The sequence below is a fragment of the Deinococcus detaillensis genome (genome assembly GCF_007280555.1).
Lineage (GTDB): Bacteria > Deinococcota > Deinococci > Deinococcales > Deinococcaceae > Deinococcus > Deinococcus detaillensis.
The window spans coordinates 31,865-47,013 of the sequence record NZ_VKDB01000006.1; the positions used below are offsets into that span (position 1 = coordinate 31,865).

The 15,149-nt window shown below is 61.1% G+C and carries 15 protein-coding genes and 1 tRNA gene; 7 read left to right on the plus strand and 9 right to left on the minus strand.

Translation table 11 applies throughout. The features are described 5' to 3' along the window. Nucleotides 1–88 precede the first annotated feature (88 nt). The gene (locus FNU79_RS07785) at nucleotides 89–988 is read right to left on the minus strand and encodes a cation diffusion facilitator family transporter (RefSeq protein ID WP_143720315.1); all 900 of its coding nucleotides are present in this window, start codon (nucleotides 986–988) and stop codon (nucleotides 89–91) included. 455 nt (nucleotides 989–1,443) lie between these two features. Here FNU79_RS07785 and FNU79_RS07790 point away from each other — a divergent pair, with 455 nt between their 5' ends. Together FNU79_RS07790 and FNU79_RS07795 are read left to right on the plus strand one after the other, a co-directional pair. Beyond that, nucleotides 1,444–1,866 (plus strand): bleomycin resistance protein, encoded by a 423-nt coding sequence (locus tag FNU79_RS07790; protein ID WP_143720316.1) that lies wholly within the window; start codon nucleotides 1,444–1,446, stop codon nucleotides 1,864–1,866. Nucleotides 1,867–1,916: 50 nt separating this feature from the next. Beyond that, nucleotides 1,917–5,207: a UvrD-helicase domain-containing protein gene (locus tag FNU79_RS07795; RefSeq protein WP_143720317.1), complete on the plus strand. Its 3,291-nt coding sequence runs from the start codon at nucleotides 1,917–1,919 to the stop codon at nucleotides 5,205–5,207. 12 nt (nucleotides 5,208–5,219) lie between these two features. On the opposite strand, the gene FNU79_RS07800 is transcribed toward FNU79_RS07795, so the two are convergent. The 5 genes from FNU79_RS07800 to rnhA all read right to left on the minus strand — a co-directional run bounded on the left by FNU79_RS07800 (nucleotide 5,220) and on the right by rnhA (nucleotide 9,531). Beyond that, on the minus strand, nucleotides 5,220–5,684 hold the full coding sequence (locus FNU79_RS07800; RefSeq protein ID WP_143720318.1) for an NUDIX hydrolase: 465 nt from the start codon (nucleotides 5,682–5,684) through the stop codon (nucleotides 5,220–5,222). 43 nt (nucleotides 5,685–5,727) lie between these two features. Continuing rightward, the gene (locus FNU79_RS07805; protein ID WP_143720319.1) at nucleotides 5,728–6,300 is read right to left on the minus strand and encodes a hypothetical protein; all 573 of its coding nucleotides are present in this window, start codon (nucleotides 6,298–6,300) and stop codon (nucleotides 5,728–5,730) included. A gap of 45 nt (nucleotides 6,301–6,345) precedes the next feature. Further along, nucleotides 6,346–8,385, minus strand: coding sequence for an N-acetylmuramoyl-L-alanine amidase (locus FNU79_RS07810; RefSeq protein WP_143720320.1), 2,040 nt, complete (start codon nucleotides 8,383–8,385; stop codon nucleotides 6,346–6,348). A 36-nt stretch (nucleotides 8,386–8,421) separates the two neighbouring features. Then, the gene (locus FNU79_RS07815) at nucleotides 8,422–8,874 is read right to left on the minus strand and encodes a hypothetical protein (protein ID WP_225429950.1); all 453 of its coding nucleotides are present in this window, start codon (nucleotides 8,872–8,874) and stop codon (nucleotides 8,422–8,424) included. A 93-nt stretch (nucleotides 8,875–8,967) separates the two neighbouring features. Further along, entirely contained in the window at nucleotides 8,968–9,531 is a 564-nt protein-coding gene (rnhA, locus tag FNU79_RS07820) for a ribonuclease HI (RefSeq protein WP_143720321.1), read from the minus strand. A 172-nt stretch (nucleotides 9,532–9,703) separates the two neighbouring features. Between rnhA and FNU79_RS07825 the strand changes: the two genes are divergently transcribed. The 5 genes from FNU79_RS07825 to FNU79_RS19640 all read left to right on the plus strand — a co-directional run bounded on the left by FNU79_RS07825 (nucleotide 9,704) and on the right by FNU79_RS19640 (nucleotide 13,573). Continuing rightward, nucleotides 9,704–10,936 (plus strand): YihY/virulence factor BrkB family protein, encoded by a 1,233-nt coding sequence (locus tag FNU79_RS07825; RefSeq protein ID WP_143720322.1) that lies wholly within the window; start codon nucleotides 9,704–9,706, stop codon nucleotides 10,934–10,936. Between the two features lie 72 nt (nucleotides 10,937–11,008). Then, a complete protein-coding gene (locus tag FNU79_RS07830) occupies nucleotides 11,009–11,632 on the plus strand; it encodes a DUF1440 domain-containing protein (protein ID WP_225429951.1) in 624 nt (207 codons plus the stop codon). Nucleotides 11,633–11,709: 77 nt separating this feature from the next. Continuing rightward, the gene (locus FNU79_RS07835; RefSeq protein WP_124868331.1) at nucleotides 11,710–11,928 is read left to right on the plus strand and encodes a hypothetical protein; all 219 of its coding nucleotides are present in this window, start codon (nucleotides 11,710–11,712) and stop codon (nucleotides 11,926–11,928) included. A 137-nt stretch (nucleotides 11,929–12,065) separates the two neighbouring features. Continuing rightward, entirely contained in the window at nucleotides 12,066–13,358 is a 1,293-nt protein-coding gene (locus tag FNU79_RS07840) for a fasciclin domain-containing protein (RefSeq protein WP_143720323.1), read from the plus strand. 92 nt (nucleotides 13,359–13,450) lie between these two features. After that, nucleotides 13,451–13,573 (plus strand): hypothetical protein, encoded by a 123-nt coding sequence (locus FNU79_RS19640; RefSeq protein ID WP_263862366.1) that lies wholly within the window; start codon nucleotides 13,451–13,453, stop codon nucleotides 13,571–13,573. Nucleotides 13,574–13,672: 99 nt separating this feature from the next. Here FNU79_RS19640 and FNU79_RS07845 read toward each other — a convergent pair. The 3 genes from FNU79_RS07845 to FNU79_RS07855 all read right to left on the minus strand — a co-directional run bounded on the left by FNU79_RS07845 (nucleotide 13,673) and on the right by FNU79_RS07855 (nucleotide 15,120). After that, nucleotides 13,673–13,747: transfer RNA gene (locus FNU79_RS07845), tRNA-Thr, on the minus strand. Between the two features lie 66 nt (nucleotides 13,748–13,813). After that, the gene (locus FNU79_RS07850) at nucleotides 13,814–14,734 is read right to left on the minus strand and encodes an aldo/keto reductase (protein WP_143720324.1); all 921 of its coding nucleotides are present in this window, start codon (nucleotides 14,732–14,734) and stop codon (nucleotides 13,814–13,816) included. After that, on the minus strand, nucleotides 14,731–15,120 hold the full coding sequence (locus FNU79_RS07855) for a RidA family protein (protein WP_143720325.1): 390 nt from the start codon (nucleotides 15,118–15,120) through the stop codon (nucleotides 14,731–14,733). The genes FNU79_RS07850 and FNU79_RS07855 overlap by 4 nt, the downstream gene beginning before the upstream one ends. Nucleotides 15,121–15,149: the final 29 nt, after the last annotated feature.

A 15,149-nucleotide genomic window follows, 5' to 3' on the forward strand; every position in this document is an offset into this window, starting at 1 on the left:
GGAAGCCATCATAACTTCAAAAAGTAAATTGGTTTGTCAGACAAAGCCGGTTCGAGCGTTCGGTTTCATTTCTACGGTGGCCTGCCGATTACAGCACCAGCACTCCTTGGTGCTTGGCTTTTTCCTGCGGCTCCACGTGAATGGTGACGCTCACGCCTTCCACCGCCAGTTGCAGGGCGTCTTCCAAGCGGTCGCAGATGGCGTGGGCGGCTTCCACCGTCATCTCGCCGGGTACCACCAGATGAAACTCCACGAAGGTGAGCGCTCCGGCGTGGCGGGTGCGCAGGTCGTGGGCTTCTAAGGCTCCCTCGCCCTCCAAGCTGATGGCCTGCCGAATGCGTTTTTCGGTGTCGGGGTCTACGGCGGCGTCCATCAAGCCGCCCACGCTGTCACGAACGAGGCCATAGCCGCTCCACAAAATGTTGAGGGCCACCAGTGCGGCGAGGAGCGGATCGAGGACAAACCAACCGGTCAGTTTGGCCAGCAGCAAGCCGCCCAGCACGCCCACGCTCGTCACCACGTCGGACATCACGTGCCGCCCGTCGGCCACCAGCGCCGGAGAACGCCGCGCTTTGCCGGTTCGCAGCAGCACGCCTGCCCAGACAAAGTTGATGACGCTGGCCCCCGAGCTGATGAGCAGGCCCAGCAGCGGCGCGTTCACTTCACGCGGATTGAAGAGCAGCGGATAGGCCGTCCAGAGAATGCTCAGCGCGGCCAGCACGATCAGCACGCCCTCGGACACTGCCGAAAAATACTCGGCTTTGCTGTGGCCGTAAGGATGGCCCGCGTCGGCAGGGCGGGCGCTGACCCGCAGCGCGAAGTAGGCCCCGCCCGCCGCCGCCACGTTGATGATGCTCTCCAAGGCGTCGGAATACAGCGCCACGCTGCCGGTCAGCCAGTAAGCGAGGGATTTGAGACCCAGCACCAACACCGCCACCACGACGCTTTGCAGCGCGGTGCGAATGGCATGGTGGGGGGATGAAGGCATTGGCACAGAGTACAAGATGAAAACGGGTCAGCGTGCGGACACTACACTGGCTTGATGTCTGCCGCGCCGCGCTCACCAATCGGACGCCGCCCCGTGCGGCCCGCCGAAGTTGACATCTGGCGCGAATGCTCGCGCTGCCGCTACCCAATGCTGAGATGGGCGGCCTTATGCGGCGAGGTGCCTCAGCGGGGCTTGCCGCAGTTTGAATTCCCGCTGCCTCCTCCAGCCGAGCCTTTCTCCTTTGCGCGTTTACTCTTCACTCCACGCACCAAACGGGGTGGTGGGTCTGTGCTTGTGGTTGGTCTGTATTTGATCAGGCTGGTGATAGACGAAATTGACGTTCGGCTGCGAAGGCGCAAATATCGCCGCTTATTCGGCGTTGCCAGACCGGACGACTGGGTCTGCGCCAACTGCCTGCACCGCGAATCTCCAGTCCGGACATCTACACTGGGTGAATGACCGAAGCCAATCTTTCCCATGTGCCCATCACCGAGTGGGCCGCGCTGGTGCCGGAGTTGGATGTCCGCGACCTAGCGCACAGCCAAGACGTGTACACCCGCTTGTTCGGCTTCACCGTCAACTACACCCGCCCCGGCTTTGCTTACCTCAGCTTGGGCCGCATTCAGTGGATGCTCTCGCAAATCCGTGAAGGCGGCTCGTGGCAGACCGGAGCGCTGGACTATCCTTTAGGGCGCGGGATCAATTTCCAGATCAGCGTGCCGGATGTGGACGCGCTGTACAAGCGGCTGGAAGCGGACGCCTATCCCATTTATGTGCCGATGAAGACTTCGGTGTATCTGGAAGGCGGCACCGAGCATGAGCAGCGCGAATTTCTGGTGCTCGACCCCGACGGGTATCTGCTGCGCTTCACCGACTGAGGCCTTCTGCCCACAGCGTAATCCCGCCGCCTTCGCGCTAGACTCTGCCGATGACTGTGCGTGATCTTCTCTCCGAACTCAACCCCAATCAGGCCGAGGCCGCCGCCCACTACGAAGGCCCGGCGCTGGTGATCGCAGGCGCGGGCAGCGGCAAAACCCGTACCCTGATTTACAGGATTGCCCACCTGATTCAGGCGCATCAGGTCGACGCGGGCCAGATTTTGGCCGTGACTTTTACCAACAAAGCCGCCGCTGAAATGCGCGAACGCGCCTCGCACCTGATCCCCGGTTCAGAGCGCTTGTGGATGAGCACCTTTCACTCGGCGGGCGTGCGGATTTTGCGGGCGTACGGCGAATACATCGGCCTGAAGCGCGGCTTTGTCATTTACGACGACGACGATCAACTCGATATTCTCAAAGAAATCATGGGCAGTATTCCAGGCATAGGCCCCGATACCCATCCCCGCGTGCTGAGAAGCATTATCGACAAAGCCAAGAGCAATCTGCGCTCGCCGGGCGACTTGGACAAGTGGCCGGAGCCATATATCAGCGGCCTGCCCCGCGACGCCGCCGCCGAAGCGTTCAGGCGCTACGAAACCCGTAAAAAAGCCCAGAACGCGATTGATTTTGGCGACCTCATTACCGAAACGGTGCGGCTGTTTCAGGAAGTGCCGGGCGTGCTGGCAAAGGTGCAAGACCGGGCCCGATTCATTCATGTGGACGAGTACCAAGACACCAACAAAGCGCAGTATGAATTGACGCGGCTGTTGGCTTCAAGAGACAAGAATTTGCTTGTGGTGGGAGACCCCGATCAATGTTTGCCGCCCGGCACGATGATCTGCACACCGCAAGGTGAGCGGGCTATTGAAACGCTGCGAGAAGGTGAGATGGTTTGCGGCACAGGCGGCAGTGCGTCGCTGATTGCCGGACAAATTACCCACGTCAAACGCGGTCAGTATCAGGGCCAGTTGTGGCAAGTGGAGGCGGGTGACATTACTCTGCGCGGCACGCCTCACCACGTCGTTTTGGCGAGGCATGAGCCGATGGCGGGGCAGTGGTACGTCTATTTGATGCAGCGTGAAGACCGGGGCTACCGCGTTGGCCTGACGATGGGGGCGCGGGTCAACAGCGAGGGCCAAAGCGATTACGGTTACCGTGTGCGGCTCAACCAAGAGCATGGCGATAAAGTTTGGGTACTGCGGGTATGTGCCTCGCGCTCGGAAGCGGCGTACTGGGAAGCGCTGTATGCTGCCCGCTACGGTTTGCCCACCGCTCTTTTTCACGGGGTGGGCCGCCAGTTATCTATGAATGAAGAGCAACTCAGCCGCTTGTTTGCTGAGTTAGACACCGCTGCCAGTGCCGAGCGCTTGATGAATGACCTGCATCTCCACCCCGCCTTTCCGCACCACCGCCCGCAAAACGGCCTACGGCGGCAGAGCGTCAACTTGATTATGTTCTCGGATTTCCGGCACGGCACGGTGGGCTATCACCGCATTCAGTGGAGCAGCAACCGTGAAGACGTGGCTCAGCGCTTATTGGCGGCAGGCCATCAAGTTCGCGGCAATGGCAAAGGGCGCGGCGGCTACCGCATAGAGATCAGCCGTAAAGACTATCCTGAAGCGCTCGCCTTAGCCGAACAAATAGCCCGAGACGGCGGTTTAGAGTTGCAGCGCAAGGCTTGTGTGGACGGTAAGATGTACAGCTTTCAGCCGCTGTCGCATTTGCATCCAGGCATGAAGATCTTGGTTCAGTCTAAGTTGGCACAGTCGGGTGGACAGCTTGCTGAAGAAAGCGTCAGCGCCGTCTCACAACAGCACTACAGCGGCCCAGTTTATGATTTGACGGTTTCGCCTCTGCACACCTATGTGGCCGGTGGAATGCTCGTTCACAACAGCATTTACAAGTTCAGAGGCGCAGATATTCAAAACATTCTCGACTTTCAAAAAGATTATACGGGTGCCAAAGTCTACATGCTTCAGCATAATTACCGATCCAGCGCCCGTGTGCTTGGCCTTGCCAACAAACTGATTGAAAACAACACCGAGCGCTTAGAGAAAACACTTCTGGCCGTCAAAGAAGACGGAATGCCAGTGATGTTTCACCGCGCCAACGACCACCGAGGTGAAGGCGATTTCGTGGCCGAGTGGGTGACTCGGTTGCACGCCGAGGGACAGCCGTTCAGCAAAATGGCGGTGCTGTACCGCACCAACGCCCAGTCCCGCGTGATCGAAGAATCCATGCGGCGCGTTTCCATTCCGGCCAAGATCGTCGGTGGAGTCGGCTTTTATGACCGACGCGAGATTAGAGACATCCTGGCCTACGCCCGCCTGAGCATCAATCCGGTGGACGACGTGGCGCTGCGCCGCATCATCGGGCGGCCCAAGCGCGGCATCGGCGACACGGCCATGGAAAAAATGCTGACCTGGGCGCAGATCAACGGCACTTCACTGCTGACCGCCTGCGCCAATGCCGAGAGCATTCTGGAGCGCGGAGCCAGCAAGCCCGTCGAATTTGCCAAGCTGATGGAAGCCTTTTCTGAAGCCGCTGACAATTACTCTCCCGCCAGTTTCCTCAAATTCCTGATCGAAAGTAGCGGCTACCTCGATCTGCTGCGCCAAGAAGGGCAAGAAGGCCAGGTGCGCTTGGAGAACTTGGAAGAACTGGTCAACGCCGCCGAGGAATGGAGCCGCGAGAACGAGGGCGGCATTGCCGAATTCTTGGATGACGCTGCGCTGCTCTCCAGCGTGGACGATATGCGAACCAAAATTGAAAACAAAGATCAGCCCGAAGACGCCGTCACGCTGATGACCATGCACAACGCCAAGGGCCTGGAGTTTCCCAGCGTGTTTATCGTGGGCGTGGAAGAAGGGCTGCTGCCCAGCCGCAACAGCCTCAACGAGCAGGGCGGCATCGAGGAGGAGCGGCGGCTGTTTTATGTCGGGATTACGCGTGCGATGGACAGGCTCTTTCTGAGCGCCGCGCAAAACCGGATGCAGTACGGCCAGACCAAGAGCGCCGAGGACAGTAGGTTTTTGGAGGAACTGGGCGACGGCTTTGACAGCATCGATCCTTACGGGCGGGTAATCGACTACAAGCAAAAGACTTGGCGCGACTTCAGGCCCGTTGGCCCGCAAACCGTGCCGAGCGCCGTCAAAAACACCAGCCCGCTGACTTCGGAAATGGCGTACCGGGGCGGTGAGAAAGTCAAGCACCCCAAATTCGGGGAAGGGCAAGTCTTGGCGGTGGCGGGTGTGGGCGACAAGCAGGAAGTCACGGTGCATTTCGCTTCGGCGGGCACCAAAAAGCTGATCGTCAAGTTCGCCAATTTGAGCAAGGCCTGAGCGCAAGGGTGGCTAGCGCCGAGACACCAGATGCTGCACGCCCTCACTCGGCAAGTTGAGGAGAGCGGAGCGCAAAAATGGTGGCATCAATTGTGCTTCTTCCAAGTGCTCCAAGCTGACCCACTCAAAAGCACTGGTCAAGTCAAATTGATTGTCAAACGGCTGCTCGGGCAAGTCGGGCGGTGACTCGGCCAGATAGTAAAAGCCGATTTCATGCGTGAATTGCTCCTCATTCTCAAAGAAGTTTTCCAGCAGGTAGCTTAGTTTGAGTGGCCCCACCGCTCGCCCCATTTCTTCTTGTATTTCGCGTTTGGCGGCGCTGAGGCTATCTTCACCAGCTTTGATGCGGCCCCCTGGCAAGTAGCACCAAGACGCCCTATTTTCGCGGCAAATCAGCAACTTGCCGCCGCGAATAAGAATCACGGCGGCTCGGCTCAAGAAACGGTGCTGGCCCAAATGGATGTCTACATCAGTCATGCAACCAGTGTGCGGTCTAAATGCATCCACTCCGCCAACTGGCTTATTTCACCGAGATGCGAACCGGCTGGGCGCTGATTTTAGCGGTTTGTTCCGGCTCTCCGGCGAACCCCTGAAACCAGCCTTCCACCATGTATTCACCCGCTGGCAGCTTGAGGGTGCGCTCAAAAGTGGCGCTGCCGCCAGCCGCTGCGGTGCGTTCAACCATTTCCTGCGTGCAAATGCGCTTGTCGCCGGTCGGATAGACCACTTCCCGCGTGCCGACTTGCAGCACCCGGATGCTGGGAACTGCCGCACAGTTTTGATCGCTGTCGCGTCCGGCACTGAAATTCATCGGTGAGAGTTGGCCGTTTTTCAGCGTCAGACTGATGCTGAATTCAGTGCCCACCGTGCGCGGAATCTGTAAGGTGGCGCTGACCCCTTCCATTGACCTGACCGCCCGCGCGGCCATGTTATTGGTGTCTGGCAGGGTTGGGGCCGAGGTGGACAGCGGGCCCGGAGGCGCTGGAGTGGACGCAGGCTGGCTGCCAACGGGCGGAATTTCGGGCAAGGTGCTCTGTGCCGCAGCGGGCAGCGACAGGAGGCCCAAGAGCAAAAGGGGCAACAATTTGTTCATGCCGCTCAGTCTAAATGACGGGGGTGACCAAGCGCTGATGAGCGCTTAAGGCTCTGAGATGGGCTGGAGAGGGAGAACCGGAATGGGCGTCGCTGGAAGGCTGGGCGCGGGCGGCGGCACCAGCGGCGCGTCCGGCTGCGGCGCACGGGGCAGCGGTGTCAGTTCGGGAAACGGCTGGGGAGCGGTGGGCGTGGGCTGAGCGCTCTGGCGCTGGATCTGATACTGGGTCTGCTGCGCGTAATCGTCGGCAATGCCCTGCGCGATGCCCTGCGCCAAAGCCTCGCGGCCCGCACCGCTCATCAGCAGCCTCAAATCATCCGCTTGGGTCAGGTAAGCCATTTCGATCAGCAAGCTGCGCTGCGAAGTCGGGCGGGTCAGGGCCAAACTGCTGACGCGAAGGCCCGGTATGCCCAGCGGCGGCAAGGTGCTGACGAGCAGTTGCGGCGCGGAGCGCGGTATACTCCGCAGCAAAGCGCTGGCCAGCCCCCAGGTCATCGGGTGAAAGCTGTAGAGTTCCAGGCCGCGCCGCTGCCGAGGATCAACGCCGTCTGGTAGGGCGTTGGCGTGAATGCTGATCAGCAAATCGGCCTTGAGGGTTTCGGCCATTAGCGGGCGGTCATACAGCGCCACCCGCACGTCACGGTCACGGGTCAATCGGGCGTCGGCTCCCTGTGCCCGCAGCAGGTCTGCCACCCGCGCCGCAATCGGCAGAGTGACGTTTTTTTCCGGCTCACCCAAACTGCCCGCGCCGCCGAGTTCCGAGCCGCCGTGTCCGGGGTCGATCAAAATCACTCGGCCTTTGAGCGGCTGGGCAACATCGAGGCTGGGGGCTTTGCGCAGATGCAAGATCAGTGCGCCTTGCTGATAGCTGACGAAGTAGCCCCAGTTTTGAACTTGCGGCAGCGTGACGCTCAGTTGCAGCGCTGAACCGCTCGGCATCCAATTCAGTTCCGGCGCGTTGGCGGCAGCGAGCCTTCCAGCAGGCAAGCTGGCGCTGGCAAGCGTCAGGGTCAGGCCCGCGTTGGAGCCAGCCGAAGTTTCTTCCAAGCTCAGGGGCGTGCGCTGGGCAATCGGTAGCCGAACTTGCCATTCGTCCGGCAGGTCAAGTAATTGCGGCGTGCCTGCGGCGGCTTGCGGCGGCGGCGTGCCGATGGGCAACAGCGTCAAGACCGATTTGAGCGCGGTGGCCAGGCCGTCCGGCCCCTGCACCAGGTAATCTTCACCCAAATTGCCCAGAACACTCAGCCGCTGGCCCTGCTTGGGAAACAGCAAATCGGTGGTCTCAGGCCCGGTGGCAAAAGCGCTGGTGCTGGGATTGACGCCCAGGCCGACATCCGCCGCACTGACTTCGGCCACCCGTGCCGCGCCGCTGGGGTTGGAGGTCACTTTGCCAAGAGCGGTGGCCGTCACGGTTTTGCCGTCTGTGCCGGTCAAGCTCACTTTGACTGCGGCAGCGCTGAGCGCCAAGTTTTCCGGCAAAGTCAAGGTGGTCTGATACCAGCCGGCGGCTCTGGGTGGGCGGGCACTGGCGGTTTGCTCGGTGAGGCGGAAAGTCCCCCAGCCACTTACGGTGACGCTGGCTTTGCCGCCCGGCGAGCCCTGAAAGCCCACCACCAAGCTGCGCCCTTCAACAGGCACGCGGGTATACAGTGTCAGCGGCTGAGCGGGGCTGAGCGTGCCGGCTTTGATGGCGGTGGGTCTGGCACTCAGGGCGCGGGGCAGGCTAAAGGTGACATTGAACATCACGGCGCGGCTTTGGCTGCCGAGTGTGCTGATCAATTTGAGGGCATTTTTGCCGGCGCTCAGCGGCAGCCATTCCATGAACAGGCCGTCTGCGCCGACATTCAGTGCCCGTCCATTGATGCTCAAGCTGGCGCTGGGGCTGACGTGGCCTTCAAAAATCACGTGGTCATACGGCACGTTCGAGTTGGCCGGTGGATACGCCACCACGATTTCAGGCGCGGCGGCGTGAGCACTAGAACAGAGGGCCAAAGTCAGAGCAAAACCGCAGCAAAGGCGCATGGCCGCTACCTTAGCGCCTGCTTTTAAGGGCAAGCTGAGCTGTACTCGTTGGCGGTTGGTCACTTCCCATTTTTAGCAATCTGTTCACGACCCGCCTGCTTAAAACCGAACTTCTAACCCCGCGCCGGCGCTCAGGCCCGACTTGGTGTCGGTTTTGACGCTGGCCCGCCAACCGAGTGGCCCCACCAACGGCCCGCGCAGGCCGCCTTCCAAATAAATGCCCACGCCAGAATTGGTGTTGCCAGCCGTGTGATAAGCCAGCCCGCCGCTCAGGAAAGCGTCGGTGCCGGTGAACGGCAAATTGAGGTCGCGCAGGGTGCCGCCCGCCCGCACTTCGCTCAGGCCGCCCGCCGCGCTGCTGGTCGCTGCGCCCGCTTCGATGCCCACCGTGCCGATAAACGGAATCGGCAGGAGGGCGCTGCCCACGTGGGCGTCTAAGCCGTTGGTTCTCAAATCGGCTCCGGCCCACAGCACGGCGGCTTGGGCGGGGGCAAAGCTGACCGCGCCCAATGTAAGGGCGGCAACCACAGCAAAACGGGGAAGAAGATTCATACGGCTCAGGGTAAGCGGCCAGCATGAAGGCTGTCTGATGCAGGTCGAGCGGCCCGGCATTCGGCGCTGTTCTCCCTCCGTAGAGCCCACACCCTACGAGGAGCGCAGTCTCTTGCGCTCGGCCACCGCTAGCTCGTCGACCCGCTCGTTTTCGGCGTGGCCCGCGTGCCCTTTGACCCAAACGAACGTCAGGGCGTGCTTGTGGGCCTGCTCCACGAGTTCTTCCCACAAATCCTGATTTTTCACCGGATCGCCGCTGGCCGTTTTCCAGCCGTTGCGCTGCCACTTGAGAATCCAAGCGTCGGTAAAGGCTTTGCGCAGGTACTGGCTGTCGGTCACCACCCGCACCTGACAAGGTCGCTTGAGCGCCTTCAGGCCTTCCAAGAGGCCGGTGAGTTCCATGCGGTTGTTGGTGGTGCCCCCGGCGTGGCCGCACAGTTCGGTGGTGTGCTCACCGTACTTGAGCAAGGTGGCCCAGCCGCCGTGCCCGGCCTGGGTGTCGCAGGCTCCGTCGCTGTAAAGCGTCACGGCGTTGCCGGCCACCGGAACTTTGGGCTGGATGCAGGCTTGGAGTGGCAACTGGTCGCGGACGGTTTGGGCCTGCTTGGCCGCCGCTTTTTGAACGGGAGAGCGAGCAGAAGAAAACTTGCGGGTCATCAGGGGCGTGAGTCTAGCAGGTGGGCGCAGGGGAAGCGGCAAAGCAGCGGGTGGCGACACCATAAAGAGCAAAAGAAAGCGAAACACAACTGTAATCGGAGGCGGCAGATAAAGGAGACGCTTCCCCCGCCCCGCTAGGCAGCACGCCGCTCCAGCTTTCATACTGTGAGAGATGAATCTCAAGCTAAAAACCCTATTCGAGCTGCTCAAAGACGCGGTGAGCGCTTTTAACCAAGACAACGCGCCGCGTCTGGCCGCCGCTCTGGCTTACTACGCTATTTCTTCGATTGGGCCGATTTTATTTCTGATCGTTACGGTGGCCGGCATCGTCTTTCAGGGCCAAGACCGTGCCGCCATTACCCAGCAGCTTACCGACGTGGTGCAAAACGCTCTGGGCAGCAGCGGCGACCCAGAAACGTCTAAGAATATCTCTCAGTTTGTGGGATCGTTCGTTAAAAATATCAGCGACCAATTTGACAACCCCAGCGCCAATACCCTGGCGATTTTCACCGGCCTCGCCACTTTATTTCTCACGTCCACCGGCCTGTTCTTGCAGCTTCAAGGCGCACTCAATGCCCTGTGGGACGTCAAGCCCGCGCCGGGACTCCTCGGCATGATCCGCACCCGCTTGATCGGCTTTTTGATGGTGCTGGTGTTCGGGGCGTTGGTGGTGGTGTTCATCGCGGGCAACACCTACCTGACCGCCCTCACCAAACAGATCGGCGACACGGTGGGGCAAGGAGCCAACTTTGCGCGGCTGGGCACCGGCTTACTGGCGATGGTGTTTTTTACGCCGGTTTTTGCCGCCACCTTCAAATGGCTGCCTGCCGTGAATCTCAAATGGCGGCAGGTCTGGACTGGCGGGGCCATCACGGCGGTGCTGTTCGTGCTGTCGCAAGCGGCGATTGGGGTGTATTTTGCCCGCGCCACCCCCGGCAGCGTTTACGGCGCGGCCAGCACTTTGTTCGTGGTGCTGCTGTGGATTTACTTTTCCAGCATGGTGATCTTTTTTGGCGCGGAAGTCACTTGGGTTTATAGTCAGCGCCCCGGCGAAAAAGAGCAACTCGCGGGCGTACAGGGCCGGGCCAGCACCGCCAAGGCCGCCGCGCTGGGCCTGCATGAGCGCCGCCCGGTGCATCCGCCGCACCACGCGCCGCGTCCGCCGCTGCCGCTCAGGCCGCCGCCGCTGGGCCGGGCGGCAGGCAGCGCGGCGCTGTCGGTTCTGGCCCTGCCTTCGGTGCTGGTGCTGGGGCTGCTGCGACTCACCGGGCTGCTTGGGCCGGGCAGGGAACCGGTCAAAACTTTATCTACCCGTCAAAAAGCTCGGGCGCAGCAAGTCTGGAACCAGAACGGCCTCGAGAAAAACCCGCCCGCCGCCGACGAGCCAACTTCTCCTAAACGCTAAATCCTGCCCGCTGAGTATTCAGCAAGCCTTTATCCGCCGCGCCCCGAGGGTTGCGGCGGTTTACTTTGGAGCATGACCCGGACTCCGCGCTCTAAGACTTCACTGACCACCCATTTGCTGCGCCGCTTCGGTTTGATCGAGTTGTCTTCTCAGCCCTCGCCCGCGTACCGTGGAGCGCTGCTGGGCCTGGCTGGCAGCTTGGTCGGCACGCTGGCGATGGGCCAGTATTGGACGAAAATCGCTCCGCTGGTGCAGCCGCCCAAAGCCGGCGCGCACAAACAAAAGCCGCAACCCGACCAAAACGTCATTTCGCCGCTGGGCCAGCAACACCAAAACGGCGAAAGCCCGACGGCGGCGCTGGGCCGCTTTGCTTACGAGCTGATTGCCCACAAAACCCCCAGCCGAGATGCCCGCGCTTCTCTGAGTGAAGCGGTGCATTGGGGTATGGGCGCGGGCAGCGGCGCACTCTACGGCGCACTGACAGCCCAGCGCGGCGCGAACCCCCTCAGTGGCAGCTTGTTCGGCGCGGCACTTTGGATCGCCGTAGACGAGACTTTGGTGCCGTTTCTCGGCTTGCAAGACGGCCCGGCCAGCAGCGATGTGCGCGGACATCTCAACCGCCTCGGCGCACACCTCAGTTACGGCGCGGCGCTGGGCCTGAGCATCTGGGCGCTCGGCAAAGTGCTGCCGGACTGAGCGGCAGACAAGCAGTGTGGCGCTGGCGACGCTTTACATTTATGGTGTGAGGTCAACTTCGCTCTACACTGCGGGTGATGATTCGTTTGCTGCTGGCGGTACTGGGCCTTGTTCTCGCCGCGCTCTTGAGCTTGACGGCGCTGTGGTTGCTGGGCGAGTTGGTATCGGGACTGGGCCAAGTCCTGACCACCACCGCTTCGCTGCTGCTCGGTGTGCTGCGTTTCGCGCTGACGGCCGGCGTTTTGGGTGGGCTCGCTTATATTCTGACCAGTGCTTGGGGACGCCCGCACCGGTAAGTGAGTAAAAGGTGAGATTTAACCCAAATAGAAATGAAGTTTTGCTAAGGTATCCTATTCCCATTCCGCCAACGCGCTTTCGACTTAGAACGTAGTGTTGGTTAGGATTGTTAAATTTACGTTTAGAGGTGAATGAGATGCATAGAAAGATGATCGTTTTGCTGTCGTGCGGCTTGATGGCTGCTTCTGCCGCGTCTGCGGGCGGAGCAGGAGCCAAGCCCACCACCAAACCCACCGCGATGCCCGCTGCCAAGTGCATGAGCATTGCCGATACGGTGGCCAACAACGCCCAGTTCAGCACCCTGCTGGTCGCGCTGCAAGCCGCAGGCCTGGTGGACACCCTCAAGAGCGGGCAGTACACGGTGTTTGCGCCCACCGACGCGGCGTTCAACAAACTCCCCAGCGACGTGCTGTCGGGCGTTCTTAATGACCCGGCGCTGCTCAAGTCGGTGCTGCTCTACCACGTGGTGCCGGGCAAGGTGAATGCCAAACAGGTCATGAACCTCAAGAGCATCAAAACCGCGCAGGGCGCTACCCTCAGCGTCCAGATGATGGGCAGCAAAGTGATGATCAACGGCGCGAACGTGGTGCAGGCCGACGTGCCCGCTTGCAACGGCGTGATTCATGTGGTGGATACCGTGTTGTTGCCGCCGATGACGGCTATGAAGCCCGCCGCGCCAGCAGTGGCGGCGACTCCGGCCCCAGCGCCCGCAGCCACAGACGACACCATGACCAGCGATAACGGAATGGCAGACAACGCCGCGTCCACGGACACTGGAACGTCGGATGCTGCCGCTGCGATGCCCACTGAGATGGCTCAGGCTCCCGCAGCCGCGACGCCCAGCTCTATCCCCGCCACGCCGCTGACCATGCCTATGCCCGTAGACAGCGGCGCGATGAGCGTGGACACCACCGTTGCCACTGATACGGCGGCTGCCCCCGCTGCCACGACCGACACCGCTGCGACGGACACAACTACGGCTGATACGACTATGGCCGACGTCAGCATGGGCGACAACACCATTTATGACGTGATTGTCAATGACGACCGCTTCGGCACCCTGCGCTCCTTACTGAGTGACGCAGACCTCACCGAAACGCTGATGGGTGGCACCTACACCTTGTTTGCGCCCACCGACGAGGCTTTCGCCAAAGTCGATCCCGATACGCTGGCCAAAATCGCCTCCGATCCGGCGCTCCTCAAGCAAGTCCTGCTCTACCATGTGGTTGCAGGCAACCTGACCGGCGAACAAGTGACCGGCTCCACTCAACTCGCCAGCGCTGAAGGCCAAAGCCTCAACGTGACCAAAGACGGCAACAACGTCAAGATCAACGACGCCACCGTCACGGCTGTGGATATGAAAGCCAGCAACGGCGTGGTGCATGTCATTGACAGTGTCCTGATTCCGCCTGACTTGAAACTTCCCTAAACTTGAGTTTTTCACTCTGCGGCGGCGCTTTCTTAAAAGCGCCGCCGCTTCGTTTTCGCCCACATGCTCCGCAGCACGGGCAGCTCAGAGCAGTGACCGTAAGTGCTGTGCTGGGCGGCCCGATCAATCCAGACGCGCTTTCCAACACTTATCAGGCATTGGTGAAGCTGGCGGGTATGCCGCGCATCCGCTTTCACTCCATAACGAGCTGTTAAAAATGCCGTCTACGCACGCGTCACGCACACGGTCCAGAATTAGGCAATTGTTTAGCAGATATAGAAACGAAAAAACCCGCACTGGGCGGGCGAATTCTTTGGAGCCAGAGGTCAGATTCGAACTGACGACCTACTGATTACGAATCAGTTGCTCTACCCCTGAGCTACACTGGCGGGCTGCCGAGATCAACAAGTGACACAGACAAGCTCAGGGAGTATAGAAGAAAGGGCAGACGGGTGTCAATTCCAGCGGAGCTGCGAGCGGGTTTGCCAGTACGTTTCGGCGGGTTCGCGCAGCGTTTCCAGCGCTGAGAAATCGGCTTCGATCAGCTGCGCCGCGCTGAGGTTGCTTTCAAGCTGCGCCCGCGTACTCGCGCCGCTCAGCACCACATCTGCCCAAGGACGCGCCAAAGCGGCTGCCAGTGCCAGCGCGTCAGGTGTAGAAGCGTGCTGCTCAGCGAGGTCGCGCAGTGCGGGCGGCGCTGGTGTGGCCAGCCTTCCGTTGGCCAGCGCTTCTTTGATCACCACCCGCCAGCCCGCCGCCTTGGCTTCGCTGAGGGTGTCTTCGGCAGAGCGCTCCAGCACGTTCCAAGTGGCCTGCGCCGCGCCGAATGGCCCGCCCAGCGCCAAAGCGGCCTGCAAAATCTGGGCCTGTTGCGGCCCACTGACCGATAAGCCCACCGTGACGCCCCGCTCACCGAGCTGCGCCAAGCGTTTGAGCAAGGCTGCGTCCCTGAGAGCCGGACTGTCCGGCGTGACGCTGTGAATGAAGTACAAATCCGGCGGCCCACCCAGCGCCGCCAAGGTTTCCGGCCACTGCTGCTCAAAAGTGGTGAGCGAATGATCTTTAATTTCGTGCTGCGCGGCGTCCATGCGCCACTCGCCGACATAGCGGTAGCCCCATTTGGAGCCGATCAGCAATTGCCCGCGCCGATCCGGATGCGCCGCCAGCCACTCGCCCAAAAAGACTTCAGCCAAGCCATATGAGCGGGCCGCGTCGAAATACCTCAGGCCCGCTTCCCAGGTGGCGTCGAGCAGGGTGTGGGTGCGCTGCCGTAGGTCGCCTACGCTGCGGCCCTCCGCGAAGTCAGCCGCGTGGCCCACGTTGATGTAAGCGGGCCTGCCCACTGCCGCCAAGCCGTACCCGAGGACGGCGCTCACAGCCCCGCCCCGATCACTGCGTCTGCTTCAATTTCGACCAGATACTGCGGGTCAATCAGCGCGGCGACCTGCACCATGCTGGTGGCGGGGCGAATAGCGCCGAATACTTCGCCGTGAACGCGCCCCACTTCTTCCCAGCGCGAAATGTCAGTCAGATAAATCCGAGTTCGCACCACGTCACTTAAGCTTGCTCCGGCTTGTTCGAGGGCCGAGCGAATGATCTCCAAGATGACGCGGGTTTGGCCCGCCGCGTCGCCAAGATGTACCACTTGGCCGCCTACAGTGGCCGTCGTGCCTGCCACGCTGACGTGATGACCGACCCGCACCGCCCGTGAGTAGCCCACCACGTCTTCCCAAGGTGAAGTGCCACGAATGTTTTGCCGCATGAAGATAGTGTGGCGCAAAAAATAAGAGC